The sequence below is a fragment of the Vibrio jasicida 090810c genome, from assembly GCF_002887615.1.
GTDB lineage: Bacteria > Pseudomonadota > Gammaproteobacteria > Enterobacterales > Vibrionaceae > Vibrio > Vibrio jasicida.
The window spans coordinates 3,117,830-3,132,679 of the sequence record NZ_CP025792.1 but is presented as its reverse complement, the minus strand read 5'-3'; the positions used below and the strand labels follow the sequence as shown (position 1 = coordinate 3,132,679).

The window sequence follows — 14,850 nt, the reverse complement described above, 5'->3', positions numbered from 1 at the left end:
TTTAGCCTAAGATGGCTAGTAAAAATTGTTTCTTACACTTCTTACCCCATTGCATGACCACCCTACTCTTCACCAAATTCCATCACTACACTTTAAGTAAGAATGACTCATATTCTTAACTGGCTTGGGTTAAGCAAGGGTTGTCTGATAGAATGCGCGCATTCGCACGTTTACGTGCTTACGAATAAGTAGAGAAAGCCAATGTCAATCAAGATTAAAACTGCTGAAGAAATCGAACGCATGCGTATTGCGGGCAAGCTAGCCGCAGACACTCTAGAAATGATCGAACCGCACATCAAGGCGGGTGTGACGACAGAAGAATTAAACAAAATCTGTCACGATTACGCTCTAGAGCGAGGCGCTTACTCTGCACCGCTTGATTACCATGGATTCCCTAAATCAATCTGTACGTCAATCAACCACATCGTTTGTCACGGCATCCCTGCGACAGAAGATGAAAAAGGTGCAAATGGCCAAATGAAGCCAGCGGTACTTAAAGATGGTGACATCATTAACGTTGATATCACGGTTATCGTGCCTAACGATGAAAACGCAGATCTAAGCGTTCGTCCACAAGGCTACCACGGCGACACTTCTAAGATGTTCCTAGTTGGTGATGTATCTCCAGCAAACAAACGTTTGTGTATGGTTGCTCAAGAGTCTCTGTACATTGGTATGCGTCAAGTTAAGCCTGGTGCAACAGTTGGTGATATCGGTACAGCAATCGAGAAGTACATCAAAGAGAACAACAAGAACAACCCACGCAACAAGTTCTCTATCGTGAAAGACTTCTGCGGTCACGGCATCGGTGATGAGTTCCACGAAGAGCCACAAGTGGTTCACTACAAGAACAAAGACCGTCGCGTACTAAAAGAAGGCATGTGTTTTACTATCGAGCCAATGATCAATGCAGGTAAGTTTGGCTGTACAGTCGACGCACAAGACGATTGGACGGTATACACTGGCGATGGTAAAAACTCGGCACAGTGGGAACACACCATTGTGGTGACGAAAGACGGTTGTGAAGTGCTGACGCTTCGTAGTGACGACACGATTCCTCGTTTAATGAAAAACGCATAATCGCATATCACTTTCCTTATCCCCGCCCATGCGGGGATATTTTTTATCTGCTTCAAATTTGTTAGATTGCTTACAGTAGCAAGTTGCACGGATAGCAAATATGACTCTTCAGTCCCCTCTTTCGTTTACCGATGAACAGATCAACATCGCTGAACTTAAGCAAGAACTCGAAAAATTCAGTTCATTCCAAAAACAAGAATTTCTTAACCACCATCCGGTCACCAATTTGGTGTTGTCACGCGCTGAGTACATGGACTTACTCCTCAACCGTTTGTGGCAACACTTTGGCTTCAAAGACATCCATAATATATCGCTGGTTGCAGTAGGTGGTTATGGCCGTGGTGAGTTACACCCCCTTTCTGATATCGACATTTTGATTTTGTCGAACAACAAATTACCGAATGCCCTTGAAGCTAAAATCAGTGAATTCATTACCCTACTTTGGGATTTGCGCCTCGAAGTCGGTCATGCCGTTCGAACTGTTGCTGAATGTGCAGAGATTGGACGTTCAGACTTAACCGTTGCCACGAACCTACAAGAAGCGCGTTTGCTTTGCGGCAGTGAAGATACCTTCCAAGCCTTAAAGAAAGTGGTGTTGTCTGATTCTTTCTGGCCAAGCGAAACCTTCTACCGCGCCAAGATTCAAGAGCAGCGTGAACGCCACGCGCGCTACCATGACACCACCTACAACCTCGAACCCGACATCAAGTCCACGCCGGGCGGCTTGCGTGATATTCACACTTTAAGTTGGGTAGCGCGTCGTCACTTTGGTGCGACTTCATTGCTGGAAATGAGCCGCTATGGCTTTCTTACCGACGCAGAATACCGTGAGTTGGTTGAGTGTCAGGATTTCTTATGGCGAGTCCGTTTTGCTCTGCATATTGAACTACGCCGTTATGACAACCGTTTAACGTTCGGACATCAAGCACAAGTGGCTGAACATTTGGGCTATGTCGGCGAAGGTAACCGCGGCGTCGAAATGATGATGAAAGAGTTCTACCGTACGCTTAGACGTGTAGCAGAGCTTAATAAAATGCTTCTCAAGCTGTTTGATCAAGCGATCATCAACGGTGGCGCCTCTGCAGATGCCGAAATCATTGATGAGGATTTCCAACGCCGTGGTTCACTGATCGAGGCTCGCAAACCCGCGCTGTTCCAAGCTCGTCCTGAAACCATTTTGGATATGTTCCTGCACATCGCCAATGATTCGAGCATCGAAGGCGTGAGCCCTCCTACGTTGCGTCAGTTGCGTACTGCGCGTCGTCGCTTAAACAAGTTCTTGCACACTATTCCTGAAGCGCGTGAAAAGTTTATGGCGCTGTGTCGTCATCCAAATGCACTGCATAAGGCGTTCAGTCTGATGCACAAACTTGGTGTACTGGCGGCGTATCTTCCGCAATGGAGCCAAATTGTCGGTCAGATGCAATTTGATTTGTTCCATGTTTATACCGTGGATGAACACAGCATTCGCCTACTCAAACACATCAATACTTTTAGCTACGCAGAAAACCACAGCAAGCACCCGATTTGTTGTGAAGTTTACCCTCGTATTCAAAAGAAAGAATTGCTGATTCTGGCCGCGATTTTCCATGATATCGGTAAAGGGCGTGGTGGCGATCACTCCGTTATTGGTGAAGGTGAAGCGTATGATTTTTGTATTGAGCACGGCCTATCTAAACCTGAAGCGAAATTGGTAAGTTGGCTAGTGAGACATCACCTATTGATGTCCGTGACCGCTCAGCGACGCGATATATACGATCCAGACGTCATCACTGAGTTTGCGAAAAAAGTACGTGATGAAGAGTATCTTGAGTACCTCGTATGCCTGACTGTTGCCGATATCTGTGCGACTAACCCAGAGCTTTGGAATAGCTGGAAGCGTACCCTGCTCGCGGAATTGTTCTACTCAACTCAGCGCGCGTTGCGTCGCGGCTTGGAGAACCCTGTGGATGTTCGTGAACGTATACGCCACAACCAGCAAATGGCGTCAGCGCTACTGCGTAAAGAGGGTTTCTCGGCACGCGAGATCGAGGTGCTTTGGCAGCGCTTTAAAGCCGACTACTTTTTGCGTCATACCCATAAACAAATTGCTTGGCATTGTGAGAACTTGCTGCGTATGGAAGACGCAAGTAAACCACTGGTTCTGATCAGCAAAAAAGCCACGCGTGGTGGTACCGAAGTGTTCGTCTACTGCCCAGACCAACCAGCCCTATTCGCGACGGTGGTTGCAGAGCTCGATCGTCGTAATTTTAACGTTCATGACGCGCAGATCATGACCAGTAAAGACGGCTATGTACTCGATACCTTTATGGTGCTAGATCAACACGGTAAAGCAATTGAAGAAGGTCGTCATGGCGCTGTCACCAAGCACATTACTCACGTATTGGAAGATGGTCGTCCGACAAAAATCAAAACACGTCGTACACCAAATAAACTTCAGCACTTTAACGTCAAAACCAAGGTCGACTTCCTACCAACTAAGAGCAAGAAACGCACTTTAATGGAGTTCGTGGCACTTGATACGCCTGGGCTTCTCGCCAAAGTGGGGCGTACGTTTGCAGACTTAGGCATTAACTTACACGCCGCTAAGATCACCACAATTGGAGAACGTGCAGAAGATTTGTTTATCCTCACAAGTGATACTGGTGGTCGTCTGAGTGATGAACAACAAGACGAATTGCGCGAGAAGCTGATTGAAAAGTTGTCCGATTCTGTTTCTGCGTAAAAGCGATTAAGCAATAAAACCGTGGGCAAGAACCAGAGCGATCTTGCCCACAAGTTGAGCAATTTGACTAAATATCAGCTATCTAGCTCATAAATGGGCTGCTACAGTTATACGGAAAACTTATTCTAGTTATGAGACAGAGGTAGCCTATGTATCCCCACCTCACTGGTTTGGGTATCCACGAACCAAAACAAATTGAACGTTACTCCCTACGCCAAGAAGCACACAAAGACGTCCTCAAAATTTACTTCCACAAACAAAAAGGCGAATTCTTTGCCAAAAGCGTTAAATTCAAATATCCACGCCAAGTAAAGAACGTCTTGGTCGACAGCGGCAGCCATAAGTACAAAGAAATTACTGAAATCAATCGTAACTTAACTCTAGTCATCGACGAATTAAACAAGATAACTAAACCGGTAAAAACCGCAGAAGTGGACGTGAAGCAGAAGATTCTGTCCGATCTTCGTCACCTGGAAAAAGTGGTTTCGAGCAAAATCGCCGAGATCGAAGCGGATCTAGAAAAGCTGAAATAAAACGTTAAGAACTAAACAATTTAAAAGGGGTTGGTATAGATACCAACCCCTTTCTTTTTGATTGAATCAAAGCGGAGCTCATCAAACTAACGGCTTATTGCACCAATGATTCATCCCACTCGAATCGTGCAAACAATTTTTGCCACGTTTCATCAATACCCGCTTTCATTACGATTTCTTGCTCGGTAAATGGGTGGACAAAACGTAACTCCGACGCGTGCAGCAACAAACGGTGAGAATCAAACTCTGTACGATACAACTTGTTATGCTTACCATCACCATGGCTGGTGTCACCGACGATAGGATGACGTAGGTGGGCCATGTGGCGACGCAGCTGATGCTTACGCCCTGTCTTTGGCTGCATTTCCATCAAGCAATAGCGAGTGGTTGGGAACTTACCTGTTGAATACGGCACCTCAACTTTCGCTAACGGTTTGTAGGCTGTCACTGCATCCTGCGCTTCTTTCTCTTGCGAAGCGAACTTATCGGCAATTTTATCCAGCTCAACTTTTAGCGCGTAATCGAGTACGTCTTCTTCTTCGATCCAGCCGCGAACGATCGCGTGATAGGTTTTCTCCATCTTATGTTCAGCAAACATCGGCATCACTTGCGATGCAACTTCACTCGACAATGCAAACACAAGCACACCAGACGTCGGACGATCCAGACGGTGCAAAGGAAACACATGTTGGCCAATTTGGTCGCGCAGCGTTTGCATCACGAAAACTGTTTCGTGTTTATCTAACCAACTGCGGTGCACCAACATACCTGCAGGCTTATTTACTGCAACAAAGTACTCATCCTGATAAACGATCTCCAATTCCATTGGAGTAACAACTTGTGATGTTTCTTGTTCTGACATTGAGATTACTTACATAGTTCGTCGATGGTTCGGATGGTTACAAGTAGCTCAGCATAATGTGGTTCTTGCTTCCAAGCTTCCGCGAAATACGGTTCGATAGAAAAGCCACGCGGCAAAGGCTGGTTACTTTCCACTAACGCGCGCATACGTGCAATAAAAATCCATTGTAACCACTCGTGGGGATGCAGCGTATCAATCGCGAAAGGTTCTGTGCTCTGTAACGCTTCTGTCGTAGGCATGGTTTGTTGCCACAGCTCATAGTGCTGTAATTGCGCTTCAAGTTGTTGAAGTAAGTCGACCAATTGGATGTTTGTTGCCATTAATTCCGTCTCGAACCTTGAATTAGCCGAGAATGATACCATTTCTTGTGAAAAGAACATTAGGATGTCGTATTTAATGGAAAACATTCAAACCCTCACTCAGCTGTTAAATAACAGTCATTGTGAATATCAAATCTTCGACCTTGGTCGTCGTATCAAAACTATCGATGCACAAGTGTTTGCGGATGTGGAAAAAGGCCAGTGCCCTTACCCATTCCCAATGCAGCGTAAAGCGCACCTCGCGATCGCGTACTGGAACGAGCAAAAGCAGCCTTGGATTTGGTTTCTAAAATTTGAGCTGGATGAACGTGGTTTGCTAAAGCAATCCGATATCGGTAACTTCATTAAATACGTTGTAGAGGCGATGGGAACTCGTCTGAATGAGGAAATGTCGGAAGAGCAACAACAAAAGCTTTCTAACAACCCATATACTTTCAAACCCGCTGAAGAGAAGATGGCGGTATTTCATAGCCGAGTTCGCGCTAGTTTAGATTTACCCACCAGCCAGTATTACGAACATACTCAGCACTATTTCACTGGTGGTCTCGGTTGGGAAAACTGGCAAACCGTCGGTCTACAAGGTATTACGGATATGGCCGCACGCCTTGGCCAAGAGCAAAATGCGGTGACACTACGTAAGGCCTTAAACCATCTACCAAACGAACCACGCTACGCTCTGCTTGGTGCCCTAGAACATGTAGAACTGCAAGAGCGCCTAGCACAGCGTATTGCAGAACAAGCACAGCAAGAGATTGAAAGTGATGAGCCTGATCTGTTCCTATTATCTGCCTTAATCCGTGCTCTCGCAGGCGCATCGTCGGAAATTTCACTGCCAGTGTTAAACACAATTTTACAAAGCCCACGTTTAAGTCATCAAGAGGTCTTAATTGGTATCGCAGGCCGCACTTGGCACTTATTGGCTAATGCAAATGTCGCTGAGCAGTTTTTACTGCGCCTTGCTCAAACAGGCAACCAAGCACTCTTCAACCAATTATTTGCCGACTTAGTGATGCTGCCAGAACTAAGAATGGTTCTGCTACCTCTATTACACTCTAGCCCATCGGAAGAGCTAGCGACGGCATTAGTCAAATTGCAGCAAGCGACCAAGGGATAATAAAGGATTAGGGATGATTGGTGACTTACTAGCCATTTTAGGACTGTGCTTTTTCTGCTTTTTGTTTTGGCAACAAAGACGCCAATCAGAATTAGCGAAAGCGGCTATTACACGCAAATGCGAGCAACTTGATCTGCAATTGGTCAGCATCGCATTTGGTGCACATAAAATGAAAACGCCAGACGGAATCTGGCGTTGGCATACAGTGTATCAATTTGAGTTCTCATCTCTTGGTGACGATTGCTACCAAGGAGAATTGACGATGATCGGGTTTAGGCCGCTGAACTTTCACCTACCGCCACATCGCTTGTAAATTCCATTTCAAAGTAAGGGCCGTATAGGTCCTTGCTTTCTCTTGTCTTTGTAAATCCAAGTTTTTCCAGTACTGCCATGGATGCTTTGTGATGACTATTCACATTTGCTTTAACTTTGTGTAGTCCAAGCTCACGGCACGCCTTCGGGAAAAACGCCTTTAGCGCTTCTGTTGCTAATCCTTTACCCCAATAAGCTTTATCAAAGATAAATCCTAGCTCTGGTTCATGCTCCAGATTCGAAATGAACACGTGTCCCATATAGTCACGGCTGGTACTTTCAAGTACCGCCATACTGTAGACATTCTCATCATCCAGAATCTTCTCAAACAACTGTTTCGCAGAAGACACGGTATGTGGTCCATTCATCTCTGCGCGATTCTTAGCGCAGCAATTTAACATCACGAACTCTAGTTGCAACGACTCATTGTAGGGTAGAAGAAGCATTCTTCTGGTTACTATGGTCACATCTGTTCCTTGATTACAGCAAACTTAATTTATCCGCATAGCAGAAGCTCAAGAGCTATTCATTTGTTATGCGGTACATAACGCCTTTTAGAGAAGCCGAAAGTTAAACCAACTGATTGGAAAGGATATTGATCTGGATTGTTTTTTATTCAGTGTTATGAGGAATTTATAAATTATGTGATATTGACACTTTTAATTATCTGAAATTATGAAAGTGCAAAATAAGAAAGACCCCGACACTAGCGTATCGGGGTCATAGTCTTACTCGCAGCAGTCCGGCTACTAAATAGTGCTCCATGCATCATCCATAATAGTGGCTGATTCCGTCAGCTTAGTCCTTACGTCGCCGTCCTAGCGGTGTCCTTATCATCCTGATAGCTAACAATCCTCGTTAGCGCGCATCACTTGTTCCTTGAGCGGTGTCCATTGCATCTTCCTGATGCTGTCCTTACCTCAATCCTAAGAGGGGTCCATTGTCTATCCTTAGTCATCAACATCCTGTTGATGATTGTGTCCTTACAATGTCCTGCGCTCCGTGCTTGATCACTCATCCTGAATAATCAAATCGTCGTCCTGACGATGACCAAATCCTTGGTGCTTTCCTGTTCCATGTCTGCTTCCTGCCGACAAGGTTTAATTTACGCTTTTCCTTGTAAATCACAATCAGCCCAAGATATTCTTTTGTTTGAAAACTTAGTTAAAAAGATGTTAAATCGTTATTTTTCATAATCTTATGCCAACTAATTTCTTTTGTTCTGACGACGAAATCGTTTTCTCTCACAACCTCTGTGAGAGATCTCGCACAAGGGTCTGCCGAAATTGCCATTCGCTAATTTCAGCGCCTCAACGTATGATGACAGAAGTCATTTTAGTAGGGACAAAATATGTTAACTCAAGACGTCACTAAAGAGCTGGAAGCCGTGATGGAGCAGTTGCAACAGCAAGGTAAAGAGCCAACCGTTGCTCTGGTCAAAGCTCGAATGAAAACGCCTGTGCCTATGCCAGCATTAATCGCAACCATCAAAAGTTGGAAAAGCGCGAATCGCATTCCTAAAGTTGAAGTTGCGGTACAAACACCGAAAGAAGAAGATCGCATCACCATTCTGGAAAACACAGTAGCTAAACTGGTGGCTCGTGTTGAAGAGCTTGAAGCCAAACTAAATGAGAAAACAGCATGAAATTATGGGTAGATGCAGATGCTTGTCCGAAAGTCATTCGTGAGACTATCGTACGTGCGGCAGAACGAACCGGTGTTGAGTGTACCTTTGTTGCAAACCACGTAGTTCCTGTACCAAAGCGTGCCAATATTCACTCTCTGCAAGTGCCTGCCGGTTTTGATATTGCGGATAACGAAATTGTTCGTCGTGTCGAAGCCAATGATCTGGTGATCACATCAGATATTCCACTTGCAGATGAAGTCATTAGCAAAGGCGCATTGGCGCTAAGTTCACGAGGCGAGCTTTACACGAAAGATACTATCAAAGCGCGACTCAATATCCGTGACTTTATGGATACCATGCGATCAAGCGGTATTCAAACGGGAGGGCCAGCAGCGCTGTCTCAAACGGAACGTCGCGAGTTCGCCAATCACCTCGACAGAATCCTCGCAAAACGTTAGGCATTCATTTTACCCACGAAAATCGTCGCCAGTGAAATGAGAACCTCAAAACTCCGTTCTTTGTTGTTATAACAAGAATGGAGTTTTATTTATGAACGTACGGATCGTCGTCCCCTTTTCATTACTTTTCTTTTCTACGACGTTGCTTGCCAGCCAAGAGCCCTTTGGCATTGTTGGCGGTAGTATCACCTCTGGCGAAAGCGCTTTTTCCGTCAAAGACACACCTCAGTTGGGTGCGACACCTAACTTGTTCTATTCCGGCCCTATTGGCTTTGTCGATGGCAGCTTAGCCAACTGGCAAGCATTAACTTATTTGGGCCTATCGGTTAATTGGCGCTTTGCGGAAGTCTCCAACACCTTTGTCGATTTACCAAATGGCATCACCGATCGCGATGGCAATGGTGAACTTGGTATTACTTTGGGCACTGTTGGCGCAAGATTGACTTATCTGCATGATGTCACCTCAGATCACAATGGTTACGAAGTTCAACTGCATCTCGGCCGGACACTAGAGACTTGGTTACCACCGTTTACCCTCACCCCCTTTCTAGAAGTCGATTACCGAGATAAAAAACTCTCTAACCATCTGTACAGTGTCTCTGCGCGAGAAGCGGCAGCATCAGGGCTAAGAGAATTTAAAGCCAATTCTACTTTTGTTTACCAAGCAGGACTTATTGGTCTTTATGAAGTCACACCATCTTGGATTGCAATCACCAAAGCAGAATTTATTCATCATGACAGTGACAGCACATTGATACAGCGTGATATAGGTTGGTCGTTAGAAGTCGGTCTAACCTATCGTTTCGCAGGTCTTTGAACGAAAAAAGCCTGCGATAAACGCAGGCTTTGATTGAGCTGAGTGAGGTTGCCTATTAAGGCGTGTAGTATGTCGCTGCACCTGGACCTACTGGTAGACCGAATACGAATACCCACAGGTAGAACAGTACACTCCAACCAACAAGGAAGACAATCGAGTAAGGCAACATGGTCGCGATCAGCGTACCGATACCTAGATTCTTCATGTAGCGCGTTGCTACCGCAAGGATAAGACCGAAGTAGCTCATCATTGGTGTGATGATGTTCGTCGTTGAGTCACCGATACGGTAAGCCGCTTGAATGGTTTCAGGAGCGTAACCGACTAGCATTAACATTGGTACAAAGATTGGTGCTGTTACTGCCCACTGTGCTGATGCTGAACCAATCATCAAGTTGATGAAGCCACACATTAGGATGAAGGCGAAGAACAGCATTGGACCAGTTAGACCAATTTCTTGTAGGAAGCTTGCGCCTGCTACTGCAAACACTTGGCCAAAATTCGTCCACTTAAAGAAAGCAACAAATTGCGCCGCGAAGAATACCAGTACGATGTACATGCCCATTGAAGACATTGACTTCGACATGGCATCAATGACATCACGGTCATTCTTCATCGTGCCAACTACGCGACCGTACACAAAACCCGGTACCGCGAAGAAAACAAAGATAAACGCGACGATACTCTTCAAGAATGGAGAGCCCGCTACTGTGCCAGCGTCAGAACGTAGAACACCATCAGCAGGAACAATAGTCCATGCTAGTAGTGCAGACACTGCCAATACTGCGATACCCGCAAGCTTAAGGCCTTTTTTCTCTACGTCAGTTAGACCGCCCATCTTGTCTTGAGACAAGTCTTCAGCCGCTTCTTCGTCATTATATTTACCAAGTTTTGGTTCAACGATTTTCTCAGTAACAAATGCACCGGTAATCGCGATGAAGAAGGTAGAAACAAACATGAAGTACCAGTTTACTTCTGGACCAACAGAGTAAGTTGGGTCAATCATCTGTGCTGCTGTTTCAGTGATGCCTGATAGCAGTGGATCAACCGTACCGATAAGTAGGTTTGCAGAGTAGCCGCCCGACACACCAGCAAATGCAGCGGCAAGGCCAGCTAGTGGATGACGACCTAATGAGTGGAACAACATTGCTGCCAGTGGAATCAGTACCACGTAACCAAGCTCAGAAGCCGTGTTTGAAATGATACCAGCGAAAACAACGGTTACAGTAACCATGCGCTGAGAAGCGCCCATTACTAGGCCACGCATTGCAGCAGAAAGTAGACCAGAATGTTCTGCAATGGCAACACCAAGCATCGCAACCAAGACGGTACCTAACGGTGCGAAGCCAACAAAGTTTTTCACTAGATTTGTAACAATCAGCTGTAAGCCTTCAGCATTTAGCAAGCTTACGACTTGAATCATACCATCAGCAGCACGGCCAGGCGCACCCTCTGGGCGCGGATCGACAACGGAAACTTCAAAGTAACCAGCGATACCCGACATAACTAGGATTGCAAGACAGAAAATGGCGAAAAGTGTGATTGGGTGGGGTAAAAGGTTCCCCAAATATTCAACTGTATCTAGAAAACGCGTGAACAGCGGCTTCTTTGGTGAGTTTTGTTTCATTGAAGCAGATGAACTCATCTGTTCCCTCCTTGTATTTATTCCTGCGCATTTGTGACAAAAATGTCATAAAGCTTGCGCAGGGTACTCGACACAAGGGTTAAGTGAAAGTTCAAAACGTTACAGAATGTAACTCAAAGGCGGATTTATGACCTATTATCGATAAAAATATAGTTATATCACCCACATACAGATCATAAATCAGAATTATAAGTCACGACATCCCATAAATCGACACGATATTTATGGTTATTTCTGCACCGCCTTAAAGCGTGGGTTCGTTTTGCAAATAACGTATAAACGCCCTCTTCTTTTTACGATCTGACAATCTGGGTGACGGCTTTTTGCGCTCTTTAATGACTTAACAACCTTCATTTTTTACTCCTTATCTTTATTGAATTGACCAAAGCGGCGATTGAAGTTCGCAATACGACCTTCAGCTTGTACGACACGTTGCTTGCCTGTGTAAAACGGGTGAGAGGCAGATGACACATCCAGTGTGAAATATGGGTAAGTCTTGCCGTCTTTCCATTCAATGGTGCGATCAGTCTGTAGTGTCGAACCAACAACAAAGTATTCGTCTACGCTGGTGTCATGAAATACTACAGGACGGTATTCAGGGTGAATGCCTGGTTTCATATTAAAATTTCCCTCTTGAAGAACTGTTATAATATAACATATCAATTAGTAATCATTCTCAACAAAAAAGCAAGCGGAATTTTGTGGTACTTTAGTTTTCATCTTCCATGTATAAGACACCATATTCATGTATTCCATTGAGCCTATTGGCGTAATTGAAAGCCCATATAAAGAGAAGTTTGCGGTCCCTCGACAACCTCGCTTGGTGCCTGCGGCGCATTCACGTGTCAAACTTCAAGGCGCAGCAAATAGTCCAGAAGCCCTTCGTGGTTTAGAGCAGTTTTCTCATGTATGGCTACTGTTTTTGTTTGATCAGAACTTAGAAGCGGGATGGAAGCCCACCGTGCGCCCGCCTCGTTTAGGAGGCAATGAACGTGTTGGCGTCTTTGCGTCACGTTCTACTTTCCGTCCCAATGGCATTGGCATGTCGGCAGTGGAAGTCAAAGGTATTAGCAAGAAAGGCGATCAGATCTATTTGGATCTTGGTAACGTAGACTTGGTCGATGGCACGCCAATTGTTGATATCAAACCATACATCCCCTACTCAGATTCTATTGCAGAAGCACAAGGTGGTTACGCAGAAGAAGAACCCGAAACATCTCAGATCGGCTTTTCTTCAGCTGCACTGGCGGCACTCAAAAAGCGTAGCGATACTGAGTATGTCAAAACAGTGATCGAGCAAGTTCTGGCACAAGATCCTCGTCCGGCTTACAAGAAAAACAAGCCTGACAGTAAGGAATATGCGGTAAATTTGTTCGATCTGAACGTTAAGTTCACGGTTAGCGATAACTTAATAACAGTTACTGCGATTGAAAGCTTTTGACAAAGGCATTTGGCTGATATTATAAGCGGCTAACAATTTTCCCTTTGTGGGACCTCATGCTCCTGTCCATTCTGGCTTGAGTATCTAACTTTAATAAACGGATAAATTTAATGCGTACCAGTAATTATCTTCTTTCTACTCTGAAGGAGACTCCAAACGACGCAGAAGTAGTGAGCCACCAGCTCATGCTACGCGCGGGTATGATCCGTAAGCTGGCTTCAGGTCTATACACCTGGCTGCCTACTGGTCTACGTGTGCTGCGTAAAGTCGAAAACATCGTTCGTCAAGAAATCGACAATGCAGGTGCAGTCGAAACTTTGATGCCCGTTGTTCAGCCGTTTGAACTATGGGAAGAGACAGGTCGTTCTGAGAAGATGGGTCCTGAGCTACTTCGCTTTACTGACCGTCATACTCGTCCGTTTGTTCTTAGCCCTACAGCTGAAGAAGTGATCACTAGCCTTGTGCGTAACGAAGTGAGCTCTTACAAACAGCTTCCGCTAAACCTGTACCAAATCCAGACTAAATTCCGTGATGAACGTCGTCCACGTTTCGGCGTAATGCGTGCACGTGAATTCTGCATGATGGATGCATACAGCTTCGACATCGACAAAGAAGGTCTAGAGAAATCTTACCAAGCGATGCACGACGCTTACTGTAAAGCATTCGATCGCATGGGTCTTGAGTACCGTCCAGTACTTGCTGACTCTGGCGCTATCGGTGGTAGTGGTTCTCAAGAGTTCCACGTACTTGCTGAAAGCGGCGAAGACCTAATCGCATTCTCTACTGAGTCTGATTACGCAGCGAACATCGAAAAAGCAGAAGCGGCAGCACCTGCAGGTGAGCGCGCTGAGCCAACTCAAGAGATGACGTTGGTTGATACGCCAAACGCGAAAACAATCGCGGAGCTTGTAGAGCAACACGGTCTAGCAATCGAGAAGACAGTAAAAACTCTATTCGTTAAAGCCTCTGATGAAGTAGATGCTGACATCATTGCTCTTATCGTTCGTGGTGACCACGAGCTAAACGAAGTGAAAGCAGAAAACCTACCTCAAGTTGCTTCTCCATTAGAGATGGCATCAGAAGAGGAAATGCGTGCACTGATCGGTGCTGGCGCTGGCTCTCTAGGCCCTGTTGGTCTTGAACTGCCATTCATCGTTGACCGCTCTGTTGCTGTAATGAGCGACTTCGGCGCAGGTGCAAACATCGACGGCAAACACTACTTCGGTATCAACTGGGGCCGTGACGTTGAATTAGGCCAAGTTGAAGATCTACGTAACGTAGTAGAAGGCGATCCAAGCCCATGTGGTCAAGGCACGCTAATGCTTAAACGTGGTATCGAAGTTGGTCACATCTTCCAACTAGGTAACGTTTACTCAGAAGCGATGAACTGTGGTGTTCTTGGTCCTGACGGTAAGAACGTAATCCTAGAGATGGGTTGTTACGGTATAGGTGTTTCACGTGTTGTTGCTTCTGCAATCGAGCAAAACCACGACAAATACGGCATCATTTGGCCAGACGCACTAGCGCCTTTCCAAGTGGCTATCGTGCCTATGAACATGCACAAGTCTGAAGAAGTGAAAGAAGCGGCTGAGAAGCTGTACGCTGAACTGACGGCTATGGGTATCGAAGTACTATTCGATGACCGTAAAGAGCGCCCAGGCGTGATGTTCTCTGATATGGAACTTATCGGCATTCCTCACACTATCGTGATCGGTGATCGTTCAATGAAAGAAGGCAACTTCGAGTACAAGAACCGCCGCTCTGGTGAGAAAACAGCGATTGCTATGGCAGACATCGTTGAACACATTAAAGCTCAACTGCAATAAGCTGCAATAAGCTGCAATAAGCACATTGTGCTGAATACAGAGTGATAAAAAGGGTTGGCTTCGGTCAGCCCTTTTTTACGTCTGTTTTTTAAG

At 45.5% G+C, this 14,850-nt stretch carries 16 protein-coding genes; 10 read left to right on the top strand and 6 right to left on the bottom strand.

What is annotated here, in order from left to right; all coding sequences use genetic code 11:
- Positions 1-201: 201 nt before the first annotated feature.
- The 3 genes from map (at position 202) to C1S73_RS14935 (ending at position 4,338) form a co-directional block, all read left to right on the top strand.
- Positions 202-1,080, top strand: coding sequence for a type I methionyl aminopeptidase (gene map, locus C1S73_RS14945; protein WP_038864689.1), 879 nt, complete (start codon positions 202-204; stop codon positions 1,078-1,080).
- A 100-nt stretch (positions 1,081-1,180) separates the two neighbouring features.
- Positions 1,181-3,805, top strand: a complete 2,625-nt coding sequence (glnD, locus tag C1S73_RS14940) for a bifunctional uridylyltransferase/uridylyl-removing protein GlnD (RefSeq protein WP_038864688.1) — start codon at positions 1,181-1,183, stop codon at positions 3,803-3,805.
- A 149-nt stretch (positions 3,806-3,954) separates the two neighbouring features.
- A complete protein-coding gene (locus C1S73_RS14935) occupies positions 3,955-4,338 on the top strand; it encodes a DUF3461 family protein (protein ID WP_038864687.1) in 384 nt (127 codons plus the stop codon).
- 94 nt (positions 4,339-4,432) lie between these two features.
- Here the strand turns inward: C1S73_RS14935 and truC are convergent, their stop codons facing one another.
- Together truC and C1S73_RS14925 are read right to left on the bottom strand one after the other, a co-directional pair.
- Positions 4,433-5,200, bottom strand: coding sequence for a tRNA pseudouridine(65) synthase TruC (gene truC / locus C1S73_RS14930; RefSeq protein WP_038864686.1), 768 nt, complete (start codon positions 5,198-5,200; stop codon positions 4,433-4,435).
- Between the two features lie 5 nt (positions 5,201-5,205).
- Entirely contained in the window at positions 5,206-5,520 is a 315-nt protein-coding gene (locus C1S73_RS14925; RefSeq protein ID WP_038864800.1) for a YqcC family protein, read from the bottom strand.
- A gap of 76 nt (positions 5,521-5,596) precedes the next feature.
- Here C1S73_RS14925 and C1S73_RS14920 point away from each other — a divergent pair, with 76 nt between their 5' ends.
- On the top strand, positions 5,597-6,634 hold the full coding sequence (locus C1S73_RS14920) for a DUF3549 family protein (protein WP_038864684.1): 1,038 nt from the start codon (positions 5,597-5,599) through the stop codon (positions 6,632-6,634).
- A 13-nt stretch (positions 6,635-6,647) separates the two neighbouring features.
- Positions 6,648-6,947 (top strand): DUF3301 domain-containing protein, encoded by a 300-nt coding sequence (locus C1S73_RS14915; protein WP_039976952.1) that lies wholly within the window; start codon positions 6,648-6,650, stop codon positions 6,945-6,947.
- Here C1S73_RS14915 and C1S73_RS14910 read toward each other — a convergent pair.
- On the bottom strand, positions 6,907-7,392 hold the full coding sequence (locus C1S73_RS14910) for a GNAT family N-acetyltransferase (protein WP_038864682.1): 486 nt from the start codon (positions 7,390-7,392) through the stop codon (positions 6,907-6,909). The two genes, C1S73_RS14915 and C1S73_RS14910, sit on opposite strands and share 41 nt — an antisense overlap.
- A 905-nt stretch (positions 7,393-8,297) precedes the next feature.
- On the opposite strand from C1S73_RS14910, the gene C1S73_RS14900 reads away from it, so the two are divergent.
- The 3 genes from C1S73_RS14900 to C1S73_RS14890 all read left to right on the top strand — a co-directional run bounded on the left by C1S73_RS14900 (position 8,298) and on the right by C1S73_RS14890 (position 9,848).
- Complete coding sequence (locus C1S73_RS14900) at positions 8,298-8,591, top strand: hypothetical protein (RefSeq protein WP_038864680.1); 294 nt, start codon at positions 8,298-8,300, stop codon at positions 8,589-8,591.
- The gene (locus C1S73_RS14895) at positions 8,588-9,031 is read left to right on the top strand and encodes a YaiI/YqxD family protein (protein WP_038864678.1); all 444 of its coding nucleotides are present in this window, start codon (positions 8,588-8,590) and stop codon (positions 9,029-9,031) included. The genes C1S73_RS14900 and C1S73_RS14895 overlap by 4 nt, the downstream gene beginning before the upstream one ends.
- A gap of 91 nt (positions 9,032-9,122) precedes the next feature.
- Positions 9,123-9,848 carry a MipA/OmpV family protein gene (locus C1S73_RS14890; protein ID WP_038864676.1) on the top strand — a complete coding sequence of 242 codons (726 nt, stop codon included), beginning with the start codon at positions 9,123-9,125 and terminating at the stop codon, positions 9,846-9,848.
- Positions 9,849-9,903: 55 nt separating this feature from the next.
- On the opposite strand, the gene C1S73_RS14885 is transcribed toward C1S73_RS14890, so the two are convergent.
- The 3 genes from C1S73_RS14885 to C1S73_RS14875 all read right to left on the bottom strand — a co-directional run bounded on the left by C1S73_RS14885 (position 9,904) and on the right by C1S73_RS14875 (position 12,108).
- The gene (locus C1S73_RS14885; protein WP_038864674.1) at positions 9,904-11,490 is read right to left on the bottom strand and encodes an AbgT family transporter; all 1,587 of its coding nucleotides are present in this window, start codon (positions 11,488-11,490) and stop codon (positions 9,904-9,906) included.
- A 228-nt stretch (positions 11,491-11,718) separates the two neighbouring features.
- On the bottom strand, positions 11,719-11,844 hold the full coding sequence (gene ykgO, locus C1S73_RS14880) for a type B 50S ribosomal protein L36 (protein WP_005380299.1): 126 nt from the start codon (positions 11,842-11,844) through the stop codon (positions 11,719-11,721).
- Positions 11,845-11,847: 3 nt separating this feature from the next.
- Positions 11,848-12,108, bottom strand: coding sequence for a type B 50S ribosomal protein L31 (locus C1S73_RS14875; protein WP_038864672.1), 261 nt, complete (start codon positions 12,106-12,108; stop codon positions 11,848-11,850).
- Positions 12,109-12,235: 127 nt separating this feature from the next.
- On the opposite strand from C1S73_RS14875, the gene tsaA reads away from it, so the two are divergent.
- Positions 12,236-12,931 (top strand): tRNA (N6-threonylcarbamoyladenosine(37)-N6)-methyltransferase TrmO, encoded by a 696-nt coding sequence (gene tsaA / locus C1S73_RS14870; RefSeq protein ID WP_038864671.1) that lies wholly within the window; start codon positions 12,236-12,238, stop codon positions 12,929-12,931.
- 110 nt (positions 12,932-13,041) lie between these two features.
- The gene (locus C1S73_RS14865; RefSeq protein ID WP_038864669.1) at positions 13,042-14,757 is read left to right on the top strand and encodes a proline--tRNA ligase; all 1,716 of its coding nucleotides are present in this window, start codon (positions 13,042-13,044) and stop codon (positions 14,755-14,757) included.
- Positions 14,758-14,850: the final 93 nt, after the last annotated feature.

What these genes read in the sequence shown, in the direction of transcription:
- glnD (WP_038864688.1), top strand. Translation starts at nt 1,181, where the DNA reads ATGACTCTTCAGTCCCCTCTTTCGTTTACCGATGAACAGATCAACATC.
- map (WP_038864689.1), top strand. Translation starts at nt 202, where the DNA reads ATGTCAATCAAGATTAAAACTGCTGAAGAAATCGAACGCATGCGTATT.
- C1S73_RS14895 (WP_038864678.1), top strand. Translation starts at nt 8,588, where the DNA reads ATGAAATTATGGGTAGATGCAGATGCTTGTCCGAAAGTCATTCGTGAG.
- C1S73_RS14920 (WP_038864684.1), top strand. Translation starts at nt 5,597, where the DNA reads ATGGAAAACATTCAAACCCTCACTCAGCTGTTAAATAACAGTCATTGT.
- C1S73_RS14935 (WP_038864687.1), top strand. Translation starts at nt 3,955, where the DNA reads ATGTATCCCCACCTCACTGGTTTGGGTATCCACGAACCAAAACAAATT.
- C1S73_RS14900 (WP_038864680.1), top strand. Translation starts at nt 8,298, where the DNA reads ATGTTAACTCAAGACGTCACTAAAGAGCTGGAAGCCGTGATGGAGCAG.
- C1S73_RS14910 (WP_038864682.1), bottom strand. Translation starts at nt 7,392, where the DNA reads ATGCTTCTTCTACCCTACAATGAGTCGTTGCAACTAGAGTTCGTGATG.
- C1S73_RS14875 (WP_038864672.1), bottom strand. Translation starts at nt 12,108, where the DNA reads ATGAAACCAGGCATTCACCCTGAATACCGTCCTGTAGTATTTCATGAC.
- C1S73_RS14925 (WP_038864800.1), bottom strand. Translation starts at nt 5,520, where the DNA reads ATGGCAACAAACATCCAATTGGTCGACTTACTTCAACAACTTGAAGCG.
- C1S73_RS14915 (WP_039976952.1), top strand. Translation starts at nt 6,648, where the DNA reads ATGATTGGTGACTTACTAGCCATTTTAGGACTGTGCTTTTTCTGCTTT.
- ykgO (WP_005380299.1), bottom strand. Translation starts at nt 11,844, where the DNA reads ATGAAGGTTGTTAAGTCATTAAAGAGCGCAAAAAGCCGTCACCCAGAT.
- C1S73_RS14890 (WP_038864676.1), top strand. Translation starts at nt 9,123, where the DNA reads ATGAACGTACGGATCGTCGTCCCCTTTTCATTACTTTTCTTTTCTACG.
- C1S73_RS14885 (WP_038864674.1), bottom strand. Translation starts at nt 11,490, where the DNA reads ATGAGTTCATCTGCTTCAATGAAACAAAACTCACCAAAGAAGCCGCTG.
- tsaA (WP_038864671.1), top strand. Translation starts at nt 12,236, where the DNA reads ATGTATTCCATTGAGCCTATTGGCGTAATTGAAAGCCCATATAAAGAG.
- truC (WP_038864686.1), bottom strand. Translation starts at nt 5,200, where the DNA reads ATGTCAGAACAAGAAACATCACAAGTTGTTACTCCAATGGAATTGGAG.
- C1S73_RS14865 (WP_038864669.1), top strand. Translation starts at nt 13,042, where the DNA reads ATGCGTACCAGTAATTATCTTCTTTCTACTCTGAAGGAGACTCCAAAC.